At 71.9% G+C, this 19,098-nt stretch carries 15 protein-coding genes; 7 read left to right on the forward strand and 8 right to left on the reverse strand.

Annotated elements, in window-relative coordinates:
- Positions 1 to 3 precede the first annotated feature (3 nt).
- Positions 4 to 1,137 carry a low temperature requirement protein A gene (locus tag BEK98_RS26280; RefSeq protein WP_244201982.1) on the reverse strand — a complete coding sequence of 378 codons (1,134 nt, stop codon included), beginning with the start codon at positions 1,135 to 1,137 and terminating at the stop codon, positions 4 to 6.
- A 220-nt stretch (positions 1,138 to 1,357) separates the two neighbouring features.
- On the opposite strand from BEK98_RS26280, the gene BEK98_RS26285 reads away from it, so the two are divergent.
- The 3 genes from BEK98_RS26285 to BEK98_RS26295 all read left to right on the forward strand — a co-directional run bounded on the left by BEK98_RS26285 (position 1,358) and on the right by BEK98_RS26295 (position 3,704).
- On the forward strand, positions 1,358 to 2,260 hold the full coding sequence (locus tag BEK98_RS26285; protein WP_094219124.1) for an aldo/keto reductase: 903 nt from the start codon (positions 1,358 to 1,360) through the stop codon (positions 2,258 to 2,260).
- A gap of 89 nt (positions 2,261 to 2,349) precedes the next feature.
- Positions 2,350 to 2,520, forward strand: a complete 171-nt coding sequence (rpmF, locus tag BEK98_RS26290; RefSeq protein ID WP_094219125.1) for a 50S ribosomal protein L32 — start codon at positions 2,350 to 2,352, stop codon at positions 2,518 to 2,520.
- A gap of 11 nt (positions 2,521 to 2,531) precedes the next feature.
- Positions 2,532 to 3,704, forward strand: coding sequence for a GTP-binding protein (locus tag BEK98_RS26295; RefSeq protein WP_094219126.1), 1,173 nt, complete (start codon positions 2,532 to 2,534; stop codon positions 3,702 to 3,704).
- A gap of 45 nt (positions 3,705 to 3,749) precedes the next feature.
- Here the strand turns inward: BEK98_RS26295 and BEK98_RS26300 are convergent, their stop codons facing one another.
- Positions 3,750 to 4,745 carry a quinone oxidoreductase family protein gene (locus tag BEK98_RS26300; protein WP_094219127.1) on the reverse strand — a complete coding sequence of 332 codons (996 nt, stop codon included), beginning with the start codon at positions 4,743 to 4,745 and terminating at the stop codon, positions 3,750 to 3,752.
- 349 nt (positions 4,746 to 5,094) lie between these two features.
- Here BEK98_RS26300 and BEK98_RS26305 point away from each other — a divergent pair, with 349 nt between their 5' ends.
- Positions 5,095 to 6,201, forward strand: a complete 1,107-nt coding sequence (locus BEK98_RS26305; protein ID WP_094219128.1) for an LLM class flavin-dependent oxidoreductase — start codon at positions 5,095 to 5,097, stop codon at positions 6,199 to 6,201.
- Positions 6,198 to 7,598: an NtaA/DmoA family FMN-dependent monooxygenase gene (locus tag BEK98_RS26310; RefSeq protein WP_094219129.1), complete on the forward strand. Its 1,401-nt coding sequence runs from the start codon at positions 6,198 to 6,200 to the stop codon at positions 7,596 to 7,598. The genes BEK98_RS26305 and BEK98_RS26310 overlap by 4 nt, the downstream gene beginning before the upstream one ends.
- Before the next feature lie 47 nt (positions 7,599 to 7,645).
- Here the strand turns inward: BEK98_RS26310 and BEK98_RS26315 are convergent, their stop codons facing one another.
- Together BEK98_RS26315 and BEK98_RS26320 are read right to left on the reverse strand one after the other, a co-directional pair.
- The gene (locus BEK98_RS26315; protein WP_094219130.1) at positions 7,646 to 9,328 is read right to left on the reverse strand and encodes a hypothetical protein; all 1,683 of its coding nucleotides are present in this window, start codon (positions 9,326 to 9,328) and stop codon (positions 7,646 to 7,648) included.
- 125 nt (positions 9,329 to 9,453) lie between these two features.
- Positions 9,454 to 9,951: a hypothetical protein gene (locus tag BEK98_RS26320; protein ID WP_094219131.1), complete on the reverse strand. Its 498-nt coding sequence runs from the start codon at positions 9,949 to 9,951 to the stop codon at positions 9,454 to 9,456.
- A 341-nt stretch (positions 9,952 to 10,292) separates the two neighbouring features.
- Here BEK98_RS26320 and BEK98_RS26325 point away from each other — a divergent pair, with 341 nt between their 5' ends.
- Positions 10,293 to 13,601, forward strand: coding sequence for an AfsR/SARP family transcriptional regulator (locus BEK98_RS26325; protein ID WP_244201983.1), 3,309 nt, complete (start codon positions 10,293 to 10,295; stop codon positions 13,599 to 13,601).
- A gap of 43 nt (positions 13,602 to 13,644) precedes the next feature.
- Here BEK98_RS26325 and BEK98_RS26330 read toward each other — a convergent pair whose 3' ends face one another.
- The 4 genes from BEK98_RS26330 to BEK98_RS26345 form a co-directional block, all read right to left on the reverse strand.
- The gene (locus BEK98_RS26330) at positions 13,645 to 14,136 is read right to left on the reverse strand and encodes a pyridoxamine 5'-phosphate oxidase family protein (protein WP_167444268.1); all 492 of its coding nucleotides are present in this window, start codon (positions 14,134 to 14,136) and stop codon (positions 13,645 to 13,647) included.
- Positions 14,137 to 14,297: 161 nt separating this feature from the next.
- Positions 14,298 to 15,140 (reverse strand): NAD(P)H-binding protein, encoded by an 843-nt coding sequence (locus BEK98_RS26335; RefSeq protein ID WP_094219133.1) that lies wholly within the window; start codon positions 15,138 to 15,140, stop codon positions 14,298 to 14,300.
- Positions 15,141 to 15,280: 140 nt separating this feature from the next.
- The gene (locus tag BEK98_RS26340; protein ID WP_094219134.1) at positions 15,281 to 16,459 is read right to left on the reverse strand and encodes an acyl-CoA dehydrogenase family protein; all 1,179 of its coding nucleotides are present in this window, start codon (positions 16,457 to 16,459) and stop codon (positions 15,281 to 15,283) included.
- A 281-nt stretch (positions 16,460 to 16,740) separates the two neighbouring features.
- On the reverse strand, positions 16,741 to 18,165 hold the full coding sequence (locus BEK98_RS26345) for an MFS transporter (RefSeq protein ID WP_094219156.1): 1,425 nt from the start codon (positions 18,163 to 18,165) through the stop codon (positions 16,741 to 16,743).
- Between the two features lie 187 nt (positions 18,166 to 18,352).
- On the opposite strand from BEK98_RS26345, the gene BEK98_RS26350 reads away from it, so the two are divergent.
- Entirely contained in the window at positions 18,353 to 18,781 is a 429-nt protein-coding gene (locus BEK98_RS26350) for a winged helix-turn-helix transcriptional regulator (RefSeq protein ID WP_094219135.1), read from the forward strand.
- Positions 18,782 to 19,098 lie beyond the last annotated feature (317 nt).

Raw genomic sequence — 19,098 nt, forward strand, 5'->3', positions numbered from 1 at the left:
ACCTCAGGCGCGAACCCGGTGCCGCAGCTCCGCGAACCACCACGTCTCCACGGCCGCGAGCACCGCGAGCACCACGACCACCCCGGCCAGGGCCGCCAAGGGTGGCAACGCGGCCGCCGCCGGCGTCCAGGCGGCAACCACGACCAGGGCCACCAGGCGGAACGGTCCCCACACGTTCACCGCCAGCCGCCCGAAGAGCAGCAGGCCGCCCAGATAGAGGGCCGCTCCCCCGCACAGAGCGCCGGCGGAGAACCAGCCCAGCCCGTGGCCGCTGCCCGCGTGGCCGACGACTCCCTCGACACCGAGCGCGGTGAGCACGATGCCCGCGACGACGGGGAAGTGTCCGACGCCGTAGGCACCGGCCGCGAGCGCCAGCCGGTCCTCGCTCCCCGCCTGGTGCAGCCTGCGCCGCGCCACCAGGGTCACCACGTCGAAGTACAGCCACCACAACGCCATGGCCGCCCCTACGCCCAGGGCGGCCGCGGCCAGCAGCGACAGGCTGACCGGCAGCTCGGCGGCGCCCACGCCCAGGGCGGTCAGCGACTCGCCGAGGGCGATGATGACGAACAGCTCGTACCGCTCGGCGAAGTAAGGGGCGCTGTGGATCCGCCAACCGCCTCTTCGGGACGTGGCGTACACCACCCCCCAGTCCAGCGCGATCGCCGCCGTGAACAACACGGTCTGCACGCCGCCACCGATCGCCGCGCCCGCCAGCAGGAGGCCGGCCCCGGCCAGCACCGGCGGCCAGGAGACGACGACCTGCCGCACCAGCTCCCGGCCGCCCCGGGCGAGCAGGCCGTACACCACCAAGTGCACGCAGCGCACGAACAGGTACGCCCCGGCCAGCACCAGCGGACCGTTCAGACCGCCCGGCGCGTCGTGCCATGCCTCCGGGACGGCGAGCGCCACCACGAAGACCCCGGCCATCGCCAGTCCCATGCCCGCGCGCAGCATCCCGAGGTCGGCCCGTGCCTGGTTGCCCAGCCAGGCGTAGGCCGACCAGGACCACCACAGGAGCGCCAGCAGCAGCACTCCTCGCAGCACACCCGTGCCGCTGTGAGCGTGGGCCATGAAAGCGGTGACCTGAGTGAGGGCGAAGACGTACACCAGGTCGAAGAACAACTCGAAGGTCGTCACGCGATGGCTCGTCGTCACCGTGTGCGCGGCCGTCGACGGTCTCCCCCGCCGTAGCTGCTCACCTGTTTCGGCCACAGTCCTCACTCGTCCTTCGCGCTCTTCGGTCCGGATCGAGCCTGCCGATCGTGTGTGGCGGGTGACAGGCCGCGCTGTTCGGGGGTGTGACAGGGCCCCCCTACCGGCTGGCACAGCAGGTCACACGGCTCACAGACTGGAACGCATGACTGATCCGCAGCACGACAGCACACTCACCCTCAACAACGGCGTGACCATGCCGGCGCTCGGCTTCGGGGTCTTCCAGAGCCCCGCGGAGGAGACGGCTGCCGCCGTGGAGACGGCGCTGCGCACCGGGTACCGGCACATCGACACGGCGGCGGCCTACCTCAACGAACGCCAGGTCGGCGAAGGCCTGCGCCGCTCCGGGGTGGACCGGGCCGACGTGTTCATCGAGACGAAGGTCTGGGTCACGGACTACGGCTACGACGAGACGCTGCACGCCTTCGAGAAGAGCACCCGCAAACTCGGCGTGGACCGACTCGACCTCCTGCTCCTGCACCAGCCGGTGCCCGAGCGGTTCGACCGCACCGTGGACGCCTACCGGGCGCTGGAGCGGCTGTACGCGGAGGGCAGGGTCCGGGCGATCGGCGTCAGCAACTTCATGCCGCATCACCTCTCGGCGCTGCTGGAGCGCACCGGCGTCGTCCCGGCCGTGAACCAGGTCGAGCTGCACCCCTACTTCACCCAGCCCGACGTCCAGAAGGCGAACGCCGAGCACGGCGTCCTCACCCAGGCGTGGTCTCCGATCGGCGGGATCACGTTCTACTGGGACAAGGACGGGACCGGACGCAGCACGCTGGCGGACCCGGCTGTCCAGGCCATCGCGCAGGCGCACGGGAAGACGCCCGCGCAGGTGATGCTGCGCTGGCATCTGCAGCAGGGGCGCAACGCGATCCCCAAGTCGACCAACCCGGCGCGGATCGCTGAGAACTTCGCCGTGTTCGACTTCGAACTGGGCGCGGACGAGCTGGCCGCGCTGGACGCGCTCGACACCGGGGTGCGTGGCGGCCCGGACCCGAACGTCACGAGCCCCGAGCGGTTCAAGCTCGTCATTCCCGAGGACTGAGAGCCGGAGAAGACCTGGGCGTTCTTCTTTATTGCTAATGGGATCCATTTTCATGTAGCGTCTTCCTCGCCCACCCGAGGAGGAGAACCATGGCCGTCCCCAAACGCAGGATGTCCCGCAGCAACACCCGTCACCGCCGCGCCCAGTGGAAGGCCGCCACGCCGACGCTGGTCCCGGTCACCGTCGACGGGGTGCGTCACCTCGTACCGCAGCACCTGGTCAGGGCGTACGAGCGCGGGCTGCTGCGCCCCGAGGGGTGAAGGGGACGGGTATGGCGTACGACCGGCTGCCGGTGACCGTGCTGTCCGGCTTCCTCGGCGCGGGGAAGACCACGCTTCTCAACCATGTGCTCGGCAACCGTGAGGGGCTCCGCGTCGCGGTCATCGTCAACGACATGAGCGAGGTCAACATCGACGCGGCGCTGGTGCGCGGCGGCGAGGCGGCGCTGTCGCGGACCGAGGAGCGGCTGATCGAGATGACCAACGGGTGCATCTGCTGCACCCTGCGCGACGACCTGCTGGTGGAGGTGGACCGGCTGGCCCGCGAAGGCCGCTTCGACTACCTCCTCATCGAGTCCAGCGGCATCTCCGAGCCCATGCCGGTCGCGGCCACCTTCGCCTTCGCCCGCGACGACGGTGCCACCCTCGGCGACCTCGCACGCCTGGACACCATGGTCACGGTCGTCGACGCCGCCGGCTTCCTCCCGGAACTGGCGAGCGGGGACGAGCTGGTCGAGCGCGGACTCGATCAGTACGAGGACGACGAACGGACCGTCAGCGACCTGCTGATGGACCAGATCGAGTTCGCCGACGTCATCGTGCTCAACAAGCTCGACCTGGTCGACGACGCCACCGCCGACCGGCTGCGTGCGACGCTCGCCCGCCTCAACCCGGTGGCCCGGATCGTGCCCGCGGTCCACGGACGCGTGCCCGTCGAGGACGTACTCGGCACCCGGCTCTTCGACCTGGAGCGGGCCCAGCAGGCCCCGGGCTGGGTCAGGGAGCTGAACGGCGAACACGTCCCGGAGACCGAGGAGTACGGCATCTCCTCCACCGTCTTCCGCTCCGGACTGCCCTTCCACCCGGGGCGGTTGTGGCGGTTCGTCACCGAGGAGATGGACAGCGGGGCCTACGGGCAGGTCCTGCGTTCCAAGGGCTTCTTCACCCTGGCCAGCCGCCCGCGGGTGACCGGCCTGTGGTCCCAGGCCGGCTCCGTGGCCCGTTTCGAGCCCTCCGCCGCCCGCGACACCGACGGCCCGGGCGGCCAGGAGTTGGTCTTCATCGGCACGCACCTGCGTGCCGAGGCGCTCCACGCCGCGCTCACCGACTGTCTGTCTGCGGACGGCGAGGAGCTGCCGGCGGACGATCCGTTCCCCGCCTGGCACGGCTACGGCATCGACGACACGTGCGACCACGCATCTCCGATGCTCGTGGCGCGGACTTGAGGCCACAGCGACTCGGCGAGCCGACGTGGAGGCGGCGCAGGCCGGTCAGGTGAGCGACAGCAGGACCTTGCCCCGGCCCGTGCCCGTCTCCAGGAGTTCGTGGGCCTTCGCCGCCTCGGCCAGGGCCAGGGTCCGCGTCACCCCGGGCCGGATCCGGCCCGCCGCGAGCAGCCGCAGGGCTTCGGCGAGGTAGGCGCCGATCCGCTCGGGAGCCCGGCGGGCCAGGTCGCCGATGTTGAACCCGGCGATGGTCCGGTTGCCCTTCCACAGGTCCCACACCGAGGCCGTCCACTGCTCGTGCCGCCCGAGGTCTCCGTAGGCCACCAAGCGACCGAAGGGCGCCAGCACGGTCAGGCTCTGCTCCCGGACCGGCCCGCCGACGGGATCGAGGACCAGGTCCACGCCCCGGCCACCGGTCACCTCGGCCAGCGGCTCGGCGAAGCTGTCGCGGAGGAACACCTCGTCGTAGCCCAGCTGTGCCGCGTACGGGATCTTCTCCGCCGAGCCGACGGTGCCGTACACCCGGGCGGCCCCCAGCTCCCGGGCCAGCTGCGCGGCCGCCGAACCCACACCCCCGGCCGCGGAATGGATCAGCACGCTCTCCCCCTCCTGCAGCCGTCCGGCGTCCTTGAGCACGCCGAAGGCCGTCGGAAAGACGCAGGGCAGCCCCGCCGCCCCGGCCAGGTCGGCCTCTCCCGCCGCGGTGCGCAGCGACCTGACGAACCGGACGTCCGCCGCCACCACTTCGGCGTAGCCGCCGAACGCCGGCAGATAGGCCGCGACCGGCTCGCCCACCTCCAGCCCGCCGACCTCCGCACCGAGCGCGACGACCGTCCCGGAGACCTCGAGGCCGGGGACGTCGACTCCGCCAGGGCCGTCCGGGGCCCCGAACTCGCCCCGCCGGTGCTGGATCTCCGCGAAGTTGACGCCCACGAAGGCGACGCGCACCGCGACCTGTCCCGCGGCCGGCACCGGCTCGGGCAGATCCAGCTCCTCCAGTACCTCGACGCCTCCGTTGGTCCGGAACCCGACCGCCCGCATCCGACGCTCCCCTCATCGTCGGGCCCGTCCCATGCGGGCCGTCGAGGGAACGGCAACGCGGGTGACGATCTTGCTATTCCCGGAACGCCCTTGACACTCGCACGGGCGGGCGACGTACGTTGAACCTGCAAGTTCCTGACGGGTGGAGGCCCTCGATGCACGTACCTGGCTCGGCACCGCACGGTGCCCGCGCGGGTACGCGGCTGATCACCCGGCGGCATGTCGACTACTGCCGCACCTCCTCCGCGGTCTGTCCTTCCGTACACGTCTGACCCTGCCGGCCCGTCCCGCCGGCCGTCCTGTCGTGCCCTCACGGCTGCCTTTTCCCGTGTACCCGGAAGGATCGCCCATGTCCGGCCCCGCCCTGCATCTCGCCGTCGAACTCGACGGCGAGGGCGCCCATCCCGCGGCCTGGCGCCGCGCCGCCCACTCCCCCGACCAGTTCTTCACCCCGCGCCGCGTGGCCCGTGTCGCCGCCACCGCCGAGAACGCCGGGTTCACCCTGATCACCCTGGACGACGGCGTGCTGCCGCCCGGCGCCGCACCGGATCCGGTGGGCCGTATCGGCGCGGTGGAGCGGGCGGCCTTCGTCGCCGCGTCCACGAGCACCATCGGCATCGCACCCGTCGTACCGGTCACGTACGCCGAACCCTTCCATGTCTCCAGCCAGTTGGCGTCCCTGGACCACATCTCCGCCGGCCGGGCCGGGTGGGTGGTGACGGAGGAGGACCGTCCCGAGGCGGCCCGCGCCTGGGGGCGCCCCGAGGTCGCCGACGCCGCCGCGCGGGCCCGGGAGTCCCGCGACGGCGTCGAGGTGGTCCGCGCCCTGTGGGACTCGTGGGAGGACGACGCGGTCATCCGGTCCGTGGCCACCAGTCGCTACCTCGACCGCGACCGGCTCCACTACATCGACTTCACCGGGGAGACCTACGCGGTCAAGGGCCCGGCGATCGTGCCGCGCCCGCCCCAGGGACAGCTCGTCGTCCTCGGCCGGCCCGACCGCGTGCCCGCCGCGCAGCTCGATGTCGCTCTCGTCGAGGGCCGGGACCTCACGGCGGTCGCCACGGCCGCCGCTGCCGCCGGCACGCCCCGCGTCTTCGCCGAGGTCGAGGTCGCGCTGGACACACCGGGCGCCACGGCCGCGGAGCGCGTCGCCGACCTGGAGCGGTACGCGCCCTGGACCGACCGGGGCAGGCTGCGGCACATCGGCTCGGTCGGTCAACTGCTCGCACTTCTCGATCAGTTGAAGGACTCGGTCGACGGCGTACGGCTGCATCCCCTGGTGCTGGACGAGGACCTGCCCGTCCTGTCCGGCCTCGTCCTGCCCGCCCTCGTCGAACGGCGCCTGGTCGCCCGCCCGCTGCCCGGCAGGTCCCTGCGCTCGACCCTGGGGCTGCAGCGCCCCGCCAACCGCTTCGCCGCCGCTGCCGCCGCCGTCCAGGAGGAATCCCGATGACCCGTACCGATCCCCTCGACGTCCCCCGGCCGCACGCCCAGCTCCACTTCGGGGTGTTCTTCCAGGGCGTCAACCACTGGACCATCTGGTCCGCCCCCGAGAGCGGCTCCCAGATCGACCCCGCCTCCTTCCGGCAGGTCACCCAGACCGCCGAACGGGGCCTGTTCGACGCGTTCTTCCTCGGCGAGGGGCTCCGGCTGCGGGAGGTAGACGGCCGGATCCACGACCTCGACGTGGCCGGACGGCCGGACGCCCTCACCCAACTCGCCGCCCTGGCCGCCGTCACCCGCCGGATCGGCCTGGTCAGCACCTCCAACTCCACCTTCAACGAACCCGCCGACCTCGCCCGCCGCCTGTCCGGACTCGACCTGCTCTCCGAGGGCCGCGCCGGCTGGAACGTGGTGACCACGGACAACGCCTGGACCGGCGCGAACTTCCGCCGCGGCGGCTACCTCGACCACGCCGACCGCTACCGGCGCGCCGAGGAGTTCCTCACCGTGGCCCGCGCCCTCTGGGACGGCTGGGAGGACGGCGCCGTCGCCGGTTCCGTGGGCGCGCCCGCCTGGTCGGCGCCCGGCGGGGTGCGCCAAGTGCGCCACCGTGGAACGCAGTTCGACGTCGATCTCGCGCCCACCCTGCCACGCAGCGCCCAGGGTCATCCCGTCATCTTCCAGGCCGGGGACTCCGGCGAGGGGCGCGACTTCGCCGCCCGCAACGCCGACGTCATCTTCTCGGCGCACGGCAACGACTTCGACGACGCGCTGGCGTTCGCCGAGGACATCCGGCGCCGGCTGCGGGCGGTCGGGCGGCCCGAGGACGATCTGCGGATCCTGCCCGGCACGGAGATCATCCTCGGTGCCACCGAAGAGGAGGCGCTGGAGAAGAAGCGCTGGATCCGAAGGCAACAGGTCACTCCTGCCACGGCGTTGGGGATCGCGGGACTGCTGTGGGGCATCGACCTGTCCGACCGCGACGCCGACGGGCCGCTGCCGACGGAGGATCCGGTCGTCGCCGAGAACGACGGCTCCTTCGGTGCCCGGCGGATCGCCGACCCGCGTACGGTCGTGGGCGAATGGCGGGCCAAGGCGGAAGCCCACGGCTGGTCGCTGCGGGAGACCGTCATCGCGCTGGGCCCGCAGCGCGGGCACGTCGGCACCCCGTCCGGCCTCGCCGACAAGTTCGCCCGCTTCGTGCGGCACGGCGCGGTCGACGGCTTCAACGTCACGCCGTACCTGATCCCGGACGGCCTCGACGACATCGTCGGCCTGCTCGTCCCGGAGCTGCAGGAACGCGGCGTCTACCGCACCGAGTACGCCGGTACGACGCTGCGCTCACACCTCGGCCTGCGTGAACCCCTCACCCACCGGTCGGCACCCGAGCAACGACAGGCGGGCTGACCGCCCCGGCGACGGTTCGCGCAGCACCACTCCGGCACACGTGGGCCTCACGTCCGCGGAGGGCAACAGCCGTCGCCAGGGCCCGTTTCCATGCGGCAGAAGCAGGACGCGGTGATCGGTACGTCCGCCGTCGCGGCCGCGATCTTCAGCTGCTGGGCCACGATTTCGGCCTCGCCCGTCCTGCCGAGCCGCTGGAGGCATTCGTGGAACCCGTGCAGGGACCAGACGTTGCCGGGGTGCTGCTGCGGGCGGGGCAGTGTGTCGTCGAGTCCCAGGTCGGCGCGGTAGACCGCCTCGGCCTCGGCGACCCGGCCCCGCTCCAGCAGCAGGGCGCCGTAGGCGTGCCGGGTGGGCTGCATCCATCCCCACGGTTCGTCGTAGGGGAGACCGTCGTCCAGTTCGATCGACCGGCGCAGCTCGGCGAAGGCCTCGTCGTATGCGCCCTTGCGGTACGCCAGCTCGCCGTCGAGCATGGCCGAGGCGATCTCCAGGATGTCCGCGCAGGTGTTGTTGAACAGCATGCGGGTCTGCGGCACTCTGGCGACCGCCTCCCGGAAGAGTGCGCGTTCTGCCTCGGCTTCGGCGGTCCTGCCGGTGGCGGAGAGCGCGACACCGCGGGCGTAGTGCAGCATCGCGGTGCTCACGCAGTACAACTGCGGGTCGGTGGGCACGGGAAGCCGCAGGATGTCGTCCCACCGGCCGAAGCGGATCAGGACGTGCACCCGCATGGCGAGAAACCCCTCCAGCCAGTCGGCCATGGGCGGACTCTCCACGCGCAGCAGTTCCTCGGGCACGGCGGCCTCGAGTCGTTCCGTCGTGTGCAGCGCGTCCTGGAAGCGGCCCAGGAACAGCGCGCCGTAGATCCTGAAGTGGTAGTTGTGGCACCGGTAAAGGGTGTAGAAGTTCATCGCGCCGCCCCGTGCGAGGAACTTCTCGTCGGCGGCGATGGCCGCGGTGTTGTCGGAGACGACTCGGCGGTAGTCGCCGCAGAGCACCTCCAGGTGTGACGGCATGTGCTGCAGGTGACCGGCGTCGGGCACCAGGCCGCGCAGCCGGTCGGCGACGGGGAGGGCGGTCTCGGGCGTCGGGGACATCTCCATCAGGTGGATGTACAGGTGCAGCAGGCCGGGATGCCAGGTGCCCGCCTCGGTCGCCATGGCGCGCTCGAGCACGGCCCTGGCCTCCGGCGTGCGTGCCCCCGCGGCCGGCCGGCCCGTGCGGATGTCCCACAGTTGCCAGGGGGTGAGGTTCATCAGGGCGTCGGCGTACAAGGTCGCCACGTCGAGGTCGTCGGGCGCCAGCTGGTGGACGGTGCGCATCCTGTCGGCGTAGTCCGCGTTCCACACCGAGCAGGTCTCGACGCCCTTGGCCGCGCCCTGGGGGTAGCGGGCGCGCAGGGCCTCGATGAGTGCCCGTTCCACCGGGCTGGCGGACGCCGCCTTGGCGTGCGCGCGCTCCACGGCGTCATGGGCGCGCGCCACGGACTGTGCCAGGTCCTGCTCGTCGAAGGAGTCCCAGGGCTTGTTGTAGTTGGGGCCGAGGGCGTAGGCGATGCCCCAGTAGGCCATGGCGCAGTCGGGGTCCGCCGCGGCGGCCGTCTCGAAGCAGCGTACGGCCTCCTCGTGATGGAAGGCGTACGTCCAGTTCAGTCCGCGGTCGAACCAGCACTGGGCCTCGGGGGACGACGTCGTCACGCGCCGGCCGTGGTTGCCGAGGTCGTAGTAGGTCACATGCGCTCCCGGAGAGTGTCTCGACCAAGACGGGACCAGGTGAAGAACTTACCCGTTCATCCCGCATCAACCGGTTTGGCGTGTGAATTCCCCGGAAAGCCCCGGGTCGGCGCCCGCGGGCCGGCTCAGGCCGCCCGTCCCGTGGGCGATCCGGTGCGCAGGGTGTGGCCGACGGCCTCCAGGGCGAGGTCGCGGGACGGCACGTCGGGCAGGACGCGGGAGGTGCACTCCAACAGCAGGGTCGCCACGGTCAGTTCCAGGTGCAGGCTGGGCAGCGCGGGCTCCGGGATGCCGGGGCGCGGGCCGGTGACGGCCGCGGTGAGCCGGGTGCGTGCCCAGTCGACGAGGGGCGCCGTCATCTGCCGCCCGTCGGGGTGTCCCGCGGCGTGGAGCACGACGGGCAGGGCGTCGGCCAGGCGGGCGAGGACGGCCTCGCGGTGGTCGCGCAGCAGGATCCGGTACGCGGCCCGCGCGGGCGGACGCCCGCCCCGCGCACCGGGGCGCGGAGCCGTCCACGGCGGCTCCACCCGGCTGAGGCCTTCCTGGAGAGCCGCCGCGAAGGTGCGGCCCACCACTTCCATGGTGTCCCCGAAGTCGGGGACGAATGAGACGGTCTTTGTCACCGTGACTCCTAGGTGTCATTCGAAGACGGGCCGACCACCGCTGAATGAGATTTCCACTGCGGTAATCAAGACGATTTCCGAATGAATCTATCCGCGTCACTCCCCCGGCGGACCACGCGCCGGTAATTCGCAACTCCCCTGCGCGGATGAAGAGTTCGAGGACCACACGTTACCTGCGCACCGAATCACCCACCCCCCACAGGACTTGGCTGAAACTTTACCCTCAGGGGGTGGTGCCGCCGTGATATGTACAACTCATTTCAGCCCGACAGCACCGCTGGTTGTCGGGTTAATGTGAGCGCATGCGATTCGGGGTGCTCGGACCACTTGAGGTGCGGACCGTGACGGGGAGGCCGGTTCGGGTTCCCGAGGTCAAGGTCCGTGCGCTGCTGGCGAATCTGCTCGCCCACCACGGCCAGGTCGTGCCTACGGTCCGGCTCATCGAGGCGCTGTGGGGCGGCACACCCCCCGCCAATCCCACGGCGTCGCTCCAGGCGAAGGTCTCGCAGCTGCGCCGCGCCCTGGAGGACGCCGAGGAGGGTGCCCGGGATCTGGTGGTGCACCGGGCGCCGGGCTACACCCTCCAGGCCCCGCAGGACGCGGTGGACTCCCTGCGCTTCCGGACCCTGGTGGCCCGGGCGCGCACACTGGACGACCTGCGGGCCCGCGCGGCCGCCCTCGAGGACGCGCTCGCGCTGTGGCGCGGGCCCGCCTTCGCGGACTTCGCGGACGAGCCGTTCGTCCACACCGCCCTCGCCCAACTGGAGGAGGAGCGGCTCACGGCGGTCGAGGAGCACTTCGAGACCCGGCTCGAACTGGGCGAGCACAGCCTGCTGATCGGGGAACTGGCTGCGCTGGTGACCGCCCATCCGCTGCGCGAGCGGCTGCGGATGGCCCACATGCGCGCGCTGCACCAGGCCGCCCGCTCCTCGGAGGCGCTGGCCAGCTACGCCGACCTGCGCCGCCATCTCGACACGGAACTGGGCCTGGTGCCCAGCGAGGCCGCGGACGCCCTGCAGCAGGCCATCCTGCGGCAGGACCCGGCGCTGCGCGGGCCGGCCGCACCGGCCACCGCCGAGGCCGCGCCGCGGGCCCGCACCAGCCTGCCGGACTTCCCGAACGCGCTGGTGGGACGGGACGACGCGCTGGAGGAAGGGCGGCGCATGGTCGCCCGGAGCAGGCTCGTCACCTTCACCGGTCCCGGGGGCGTCGGCAAGACCAGGCTCGCGGTCGCCGTGGCCGCCCGGGCCGCCGACGCCTTTCCCGACGGGGTGCGGCTGGTGGAATTCGCCGGGCTGCGGCCCGCGGACCAGGACGGCCGGCCCTGGTGCCTGGCACAGCACGTGCTGGCGGCGCTCGGCATCCGCGAGGGCGCCGACCAGACCGGCGCCCGGCCCGGCGAGGGCTGCGGTCCGGAACATCATCTGCTGGACTTCGTGGCCTCCCGCCGGCTGCTGCTCGTACTGGACAACTGCGAGCACGTGCTGGACGACGTGGCCCTGCTGGTACGACAGCTGCTGGAACAGGCGCCGGGCGTGACCGTACTGGCCACCAGCCGGGAACCGGTGCGCCTCCAGGGGGAGACGGTGTGGCCCGTGCCCCCGCTGGAGCTGCCCCGGTCGACGGAGCGGGTGGCGCTCGAACGCTCCAGCGCGGTCCGGCTGTTCGTCGAGCGGGCCCGTTCCGCCGACCCCTCCTTCGTCCTGGACGCGCAGACCGCGCCCGCCGTCGCCGCCGTGTGCCGCCGCCTGGACGGCATCCCGCTGGCACTGGAACTGGCCGCCACACGGGTACGGGCGCTCGGCGTGCACGAGCTGCTCGACCGGCTCGACGACCGCTTCCGCGTGCTCAACTCCGGCTACCGGGGCGCCCCGCACCGCCAGCAGACGCTGCAGGCGACGATCGAGTGGAGCTGGAGTCTGCTCGGGCCCGCGGAACAGGCCGTGCTGCGGCGGCTGTCGGTGCACGTCAAGGGCTGCGCGCTGGCCGCCGCCGAGGAGGTGTGCGCCGGCGGCGAGGTGGCCGCCGGCGACGTCGTCGACATCCTGTCGCGGCTGGTGGACCGGTCGCTGGTGATCCGCGGCGACAGCCCCGCCGGCGCCCGCTACCGGCTGCTGGAGTCGGTGGGGGCGTATGCCCGTGCCCGGTTGGCGGAGGCCGGCGAGGCCGCGCAGGTCACGCGGCGGCACACCGTGCACTACACCGAGCTGGCCGAGCGGGCCCGGCCGCATCTGCACGGACCCGAACAGCAGCGCTGGTTACGGCGGTTGTCGGCGGAGACCGCCAACTTCCGCCAGGCCGTGCGGGAGGCCGCCGACGGCGGATCGCCCGAGCTGGCGCTGCGCTTGGTCAACGCGCTGGCCTGGTTCTGGATCCTGATGGGCCGGCTCACCGAGGGCCGGCGCTGCCTGGCCTCCGCCCTGGAGGCGCCCGGCCCGTTGCCCGGCCCGCCAGGGGTTCTCGAGGCGGCCACCTGGTGCGAGGGGATCGGGCTGCTGCTCGGCGAGATCGAGCCGGACGAGCAGTGCCGGGCGCCCCGGGAGCGGGCCCCGGCGCAACGGTCCGCGGGGCTCGCCCGCGCCAAGTGGTTCGTGGGGCAGGCGCTGTGGGACGTGGGCGCGCTGGCCGCGGCCGAGAGCTGGGTCAACGAGGCGCTGGTGGACTTCCGGGCGCTGCGCGACGCCTGGGGTGTGGCCGCCGCGCTGAGCAGCCGGGCCGCACTGGCGATGGCCCGGGGCAGCCTGGCCGCGCTGCACGACGACGCCCTGGAGGCGCGCGCCCAGTTCTCGGCCCTCGGCGACGCGTGGGGGCAGTTGAAGGCGGCGCAGGCCCTGGCCGTGCACGCCGAGATCACCGCCGCGTACGACGAGGCGGCGCAGCTGCACCGCGAGGGGCTGCGGATCGCCGAGTCGCTGGAGCTGTGGCCGGAGGTGTCGCGCCAGCTGTCGGGGCTGGGGCGGATCGCTCTGCTGTCGGAGCGGTACGACGAGGCGGAGGAGCTGCACGACCGGGCGCTGCGGCTGGCCATCGAGCAGGGCAACCGGCCGGCGGAGCAGATGGCGGAGCTGGGCCTCGCGCTCGGCGCCCGCCGCCAGGGCGACCTGGCCGCGGCGGACCGGCATCTGCGGCCCTGGCTCGAGTGGAACCGCACCCGCGGTGCGATCAACGGCCTCGCCCTGGTCCTGGCCGAACTGGGGTTCTGCGCGGAGCTGCGCGGAGACGCCGCGGCCTGCCTGGACCTGCACCGGGACGGGCTGACCGCCGCGCTCGCCACCGAGGACCCGCGGGCCGTCGCGCTCGCACTGGAAGGCCTCGCGGGGGCCCACTCGCTGACGGCCCGCACGGCCCGGGCCGCCCGGCTGCTCGGCACCGCGGCAGCGACCCGGGAGCGCTCCGGGGCACCCCTGCCCGAGGCGGAACGCGCCGATGTGCAGCGCATCTCGGCCCGGGTGCGCGGCGCGCTCGGCGCGCAGACCTATGCCGCCGAGTACGCCACCGGGCAGACCGTGGGGTACCGCGAAGCGGCGGAGGCGGAGCTGGCGGGACCCGAGGCGCCGGGGGAACACCGGCTGGTGGAGGGCCCGCAGGTGGTCCGGCCCGGCGATGCGGTGGCCCGGACGCTGCCGCGCCGCATCCCGCGTTCGGCCTGACCGGCCGCGTGACAGGCGTTTTTCGGCCATCCCGGCGCTGCCGTCAGCGCTGGGACTCGTCCGTCCACAGGCGGCTGCTCAGGTCCGAGCCGCGCAGCACCTGGACGCGCCACGGGTCGATCCGGATGACGTGGTATTCGGGGTCCTCCGGTCCCAGACGCCAGAAATTGCGCGGGTTGTAGCCGACGCCCTGCGGGCTGCCCTTGGCGTACAGATCCCAGGCGTACTTCTTTACCTCCGGATCATCCACCCAATGGGAGAGGCTGTCGATGAAGACCGCGTTCTGCCGGGGATTCCAGTACGAGTAGGTGGTGTGCGGATTGCCCGCCAGATGGGCCGCCTTGACGGGGGTCTTGTACGCGGCGAGCCAGCCGACCGGACGGCCGTCCACGGTCTCCCAGATGGGCAGCAGAACCCGCGCCCGGGGGCGGCCCTTGCTGTCGACCGTGATCATCGTGCAGTACACGATGTCCTGGATATACGTCACGAAGGCGCTCTCGATCTCCGAGAACGAATCCACCTTCACAGCACCCATCGCGGCACCTCAAAAGAGTCGGAAAAGCAGGACACGGCCATTCACCGCCGGTCGACCTCAGCGTGCCGCACCCTTCGGTATCAGAGAAGAAGGCACTTTGAAGTCACCGACTCACCGCCGGGGAACCCGGCGGCGGACGGAAACCTTCCAGAACGCGGGAATCAGCCGGCCCAGACTCCGCTCGCGGCGGATTCCCCGACGAATTCGGTGAAGTCCCGCGGCGGTCGGCCCAGAACGCGTTCCACGGTGTCGGTGGGCGCGGAGTTCAGGTTCTCGCGGATCTGCCCGACGAGGTCGGCCACGAACAGCGCGTAATCGGCGGGCACGTCGTAGGAGACGAGTTCCGACACATAGGCGTCGTGGGCCACGGGCTCATAGCGGACCGTCCGTCCGGTCGCGCGGGAGATCTCCTCGGCCGCCTCGGCGAGCGTCAGGGGCCGCGCGCCGCTCAGGTCGTACACCCGGCCGTCGTGCCCGTCCTCGAGCAAGGCCGCCGCGGCCACCTCGGCGACGTCACCGGCGTCCACGAACGGCTCGCGGCCCTGCCCGGCGGGCAGGCGGAGTTCGCCCGAGCGTACGGCGTCCAGGAGCACGCCCTCGTCGAAGTTCTGGAAGAACCAGTTGGGCCGCAGCACCGTCCAGGCGGCGCCGGACTCGCGCACGCCTCGCTCGCCGGCGCTGAGGTCCTTGCCTCCGACCAGGCCCGTGGTGCGCGCCTGGAGCAGCACGAGCCGGCGGACGCCGGAGTCCGCCGCCAGCTTGGCCAGGGCGGCGATCTCTGCCGCCGCGTCCCAGCTGCCGGGCTGGTCCTGACGGTCCACCAGGTAGGCCGCGCGGACTCCGGCGAGGGCCGGCTCCCAGGTGTTCTGGTCGTTCCAGTCGAAGCGGACCGGGGCGGTCCGGCCGGCCGGCCGGACCGAGGCGCCCCGGGCGCGCAGGGCCTGGACGACCCGGCGTCCGGTCTTTCCGGTACTGCCCAGGACCAGGATGTCTGACTGACTCATGGATTCGCCTCCCGTACTGGGGGTGGGATGTGCCGAAGGTGGGCGCAGGGGGCACCGGGCGGAGGATGGCCCGGTGCCCCCTGCGGGCGTACGGCTGCACGGAGCGGCGCTCGAAGATGCGCCGCCCCGTGGCGCGGTGATCAGAGGAACGGGGTGTCCGGGGCCAGGCCGAGGAGGGCTCGGCCGTGCACTTCCTGGTTGGTGTTGAAGGCGAACAGGGCGTGCAGGGCGAGGCCCCGCAGATCGCGGTGGAAGCGCTGGAACGGCACGTCCCGCATGATCACCGAGGCGCCGCTGGCCTCGAACAGCTCGTCGACGGCCTCCTTGGCGAGCTGGATCGCGTACCCGGCCTTGCCGCGCACCGCGGCCCGCTCCTCCAGCGACGGCTGTGTGCCGGCGTCGGCGTGCTCCTGCAGCAGCCGCAGCCAGGTGTCCTGGAGCGCCTCGGCCGCGGCGACCTTGTTCGCGGCGGTGGCGACCTGGATCTGGGTCAGCGGGGACTGGCTCTGGTCGGTCCACGACGTGTAGGTGATGCCGCGGCCGGGGAGCCGCTCCAGGAACAGGTCGAGAGCGCCCCGGGCGATGCCGAGGTAGGCGCTGGCGCCCTGGGCCATGAAGAACGGGATGAAGGCGTAGTTGCGGCCGGTGGCACCGGTGTTGGACCGGCCTCCGGTGGTGCCGGTGAGCACCTCGGGCAGGCTGACCACCCGGCGTGCCGGGACCTTGACGTTCGCGGCGGTGACCGTGGAGCTGCCGGTGCCGGCCGCCGCGGAGGCGTGCCAGTCGTCGGCGATGTCGAGCTGCGTGAAGGGCACGAGGGCGGCGTGCGGGACGGGCGTGCCGTCGGGGGCGGGCAGCAGGGCGGCGAGCAGGGCCCAGCCGGCGCCACGGGAGCCGGAGATCCACTTCCAGCTGCCGTTCAGGACGTAGCCGCCGTCCTCGGCGGTGAGGGTGCCGGTGGGGGTGAAGCCGGTGGACACCCGCAGGGAGCCCTCGGCGTACACCTCCTTCTGGGTCTCGTCCGGGAAGAGGCTGGGCACCCAGGAGCTGGACACCCAGATCATCGCGACCCACCCGGTGGCCGTGTCGGCGCGGGCTATCTCGCTGAGGATCCGCACCTGGTCGGCGACCGGCGCCTCCAGACCGCCGAAGCGGCTCGGCACGTTGAGGCGGAACACCCCGGCCTTTTCCAGCAGTTCGATGTTCTCGTCGGGAATCCACCGCCGTTCCTCGGCCTTCGGACCGGAATCCCGGAACCGACCTGCCTGGGATTTCACCTCGTCGAACACCGCGGCGATCGCACCGTCGTTCGTGGTCATTCTTCCTCCTCAGCGGTTTTCTTCCGGCCGTGCGGGATTCAGTCTGGCGAACGGCTCTCATGGCCCGGTAACCGCGAAATCTTCCCCGGGCCCGCCCGGTGTCCGGGCGGTGTGTGCGCGGTCAGTGGCCGGTAAGTCGCGGGTACCCACGCATAAAGGCCCGTGCGGCGCGTGCCGCACGGGCCCTTCGGAAAACCCCGGGAAAAGGGGTCGCCCCAGGCCCGGGGGAATGGCCTGGGGCGAGTTCGGGGCGGCCCGGCGTGCGCCGGGCCGCGGTCGGGTCAGCGCGAGGTCTCGGCGGACTCCAGGACGGGACCCGCGGCGGCCGGCTCGGCGGCTGCCGCACCGGACCGGCCGCGCAGCCCGAACACGCTGACGAGGACGGCGATCGCGGCGGCCACCAGGGGGACGACCAGAGCCGCCCGGTAGCCGTCGAGCATGGCCTGCGGGCCGGTCCCGTCCGTCGCGGCGTCGATGGCCGCGGTGGCCGAGGACAGGCCGAGGCCCGCGCCGAACTGGAAGCAGGTGTACAGCAGACCGCCGGCGACACCCTGCTCCTCCTCGTCGATGCCCTCGGTGGCGACGATGGTCAGCGGACCGTAGGCCAGCGAGAAGGACAGGCCGAGGACGATCAGGCTCGGAAACATCATCAGGTAGGTCCAGTCGAGCCCCAGCGGCAGCATCAGCGCGTAGCTCAGCACGGCCAGCAGCAGGCCGCCGAAGATGACACGGGCGTTGCCGAACTTGTCCACCAGCTTCGGGGTGAGGGTCGGCGACAGGATCGCGTCGATGCCGATGACGATCATCGCGAAGCTGGTCTGGATGGTCGACCAGTCCCGCAGCTCCTGCAGGTAGAGCACGATGATGAACTGGAAGCCGAAGAAGCCGGCGGCGAACAGCAGGCCCGCCAGGTTGGCGCGCACCAGGCTGCCGCTGCGGAAGATGCCGAGCCGGACCAGCGGCGCGGACGTCTTGCGCTCGATCAGCGCGAAGGCGAGGAACAGCAGGAGGCTGGCGGCGGCGGTCAGCGCGGTCTGCGCGGCCGGTGCGTGCGTGGCCCGCTCGACCGAGAGGACGAGCAGCAGGATCGCCGCCGTCACGCTGACCGCGCCGGCCACGTCCATGCCCTGACCGCCCCGGTCGGGCCGCGGCGACTTGGGGATGAGGGCCGCGCCGGTGAGCAGGATGGCGAAAGAGAGGATGACCGGAGCGAAGAACACCCAGCGCCAGTCGGCCGAGGCGAGCAGGCCACCGACGACCAGGCCGATGGAGAAGCCGCCGGCCGCGGTGCCGGAGTAGACGAGCAGTGCCTTGTTGCGCTGCGGGCCCTCCTCGAAGCTGGTGGTGATGATCGACAGGCCGGCCGGGGTCATGAACGCCGCCGCGACACCGGTGACGAACCGGGCGAGGATCAGCGTCCAGCCCTCGGTGGCCAGGCCGCCGAGCCCGGAGAAGAGCAGGAAGACCGTCAGCCAGAACAGGAACATCTGGCGGCGGCCGAACAGGTCTGCGGCGCGGCCGCCGAGCAGCATGAAGCCGCCGTAGCCCAGGACGTAGGCGCTCATCACCCACTGGAGCGTGCCGGTGGACAGCCCCAGGTCGGCCCGGATGGACGGCAGGGCCACGTTGAGCATGGCCACGTCGACGCCCTCAAGGAAGATCGCACCACACAGCACGAACAGCACGCCCCAAGCGCGCCCACTCATGCGATCGGTGCCGCTGTCCGGAGAGGATTGCAGTGCGGACACGGAAATTGACTCCTCGGTAGAGAAAACAGGAAGGCCGGAATCGGGACGACCACTCGGAACACCAACTCTTCCTGCCGACATGCGGGGGGAGTTGGCGGCGGTTCCCTCTTGTAACCACAGGCATCATCGGGCAGGCTCAATGACTATGGAAGAAGGCACTTTGAAGTCACCGACTCACTGCACGGGTACCGAAGCCGATTACGAGGTGATGCAGTGGGACACCCGGCAGGGCTGTGAGGTACGCCAGATCCTGGACCGGGTGGCGGACAAGTGGTCGCTGCTGGTGATAGCGCTGCTGGACCGCCGCACGCTGCGCTTCAGCGAACTGCGCCGGCTGATCGAGGGCGTCAGCCAGCGCATGCTCACCGTCACGCTGCGCCAGTTGGAGCGAGATGGCCTGGTCAAACGCACCGTGCACCCGGTGGTGCCGCCGCGGGTGGAGTACGAGCTGACCCCCCTCGGGGCGACGCTCCACGACACGATCCGCAGCCTGGTGATCTGGACGGAGGAGCACCAGGTCGAGATCGCCTCGGCCCGTTCGGAGTACGACCGGCGCACGGCTGCGGCGTCCTGAGCGGGGGTGGGCGGATGTGGGGCGGTCATTCCCCGGTAATTGCCTGGTAATTGACTGGAGTTCATTGCCGGTTCGGTACGAATTACCGGCCGATGACCGCGGAATTATCTCCGAATGACCCTGGAATGAGTGCAGAACTACCGCGCGGTTCCTGGCTGCTGCCCCATGAGTTTCATTGGGTCCGGGCGTGGGATCGCGCGGTGGCATTTCCCGGAGTAGGGCTGCGCGTATAGCTGCGTGTGAAGCCGCTCGTAAAGCTGTGCGTGGGGCCGCTCGTAGGGCCGGGGCAAGTGCCGGCCGCCGCCCGCGATGGCGCG

Source organism: Streptomyces diastatochromogenes (assembly GCF_002242805.1).
Classification (GTDB): Bacteria; Actinomycetota; Actinomycetes; order Streptomycetales; family Streptomycetaceae; genus Streptomyces; species Streptomyces diastatochromogenes.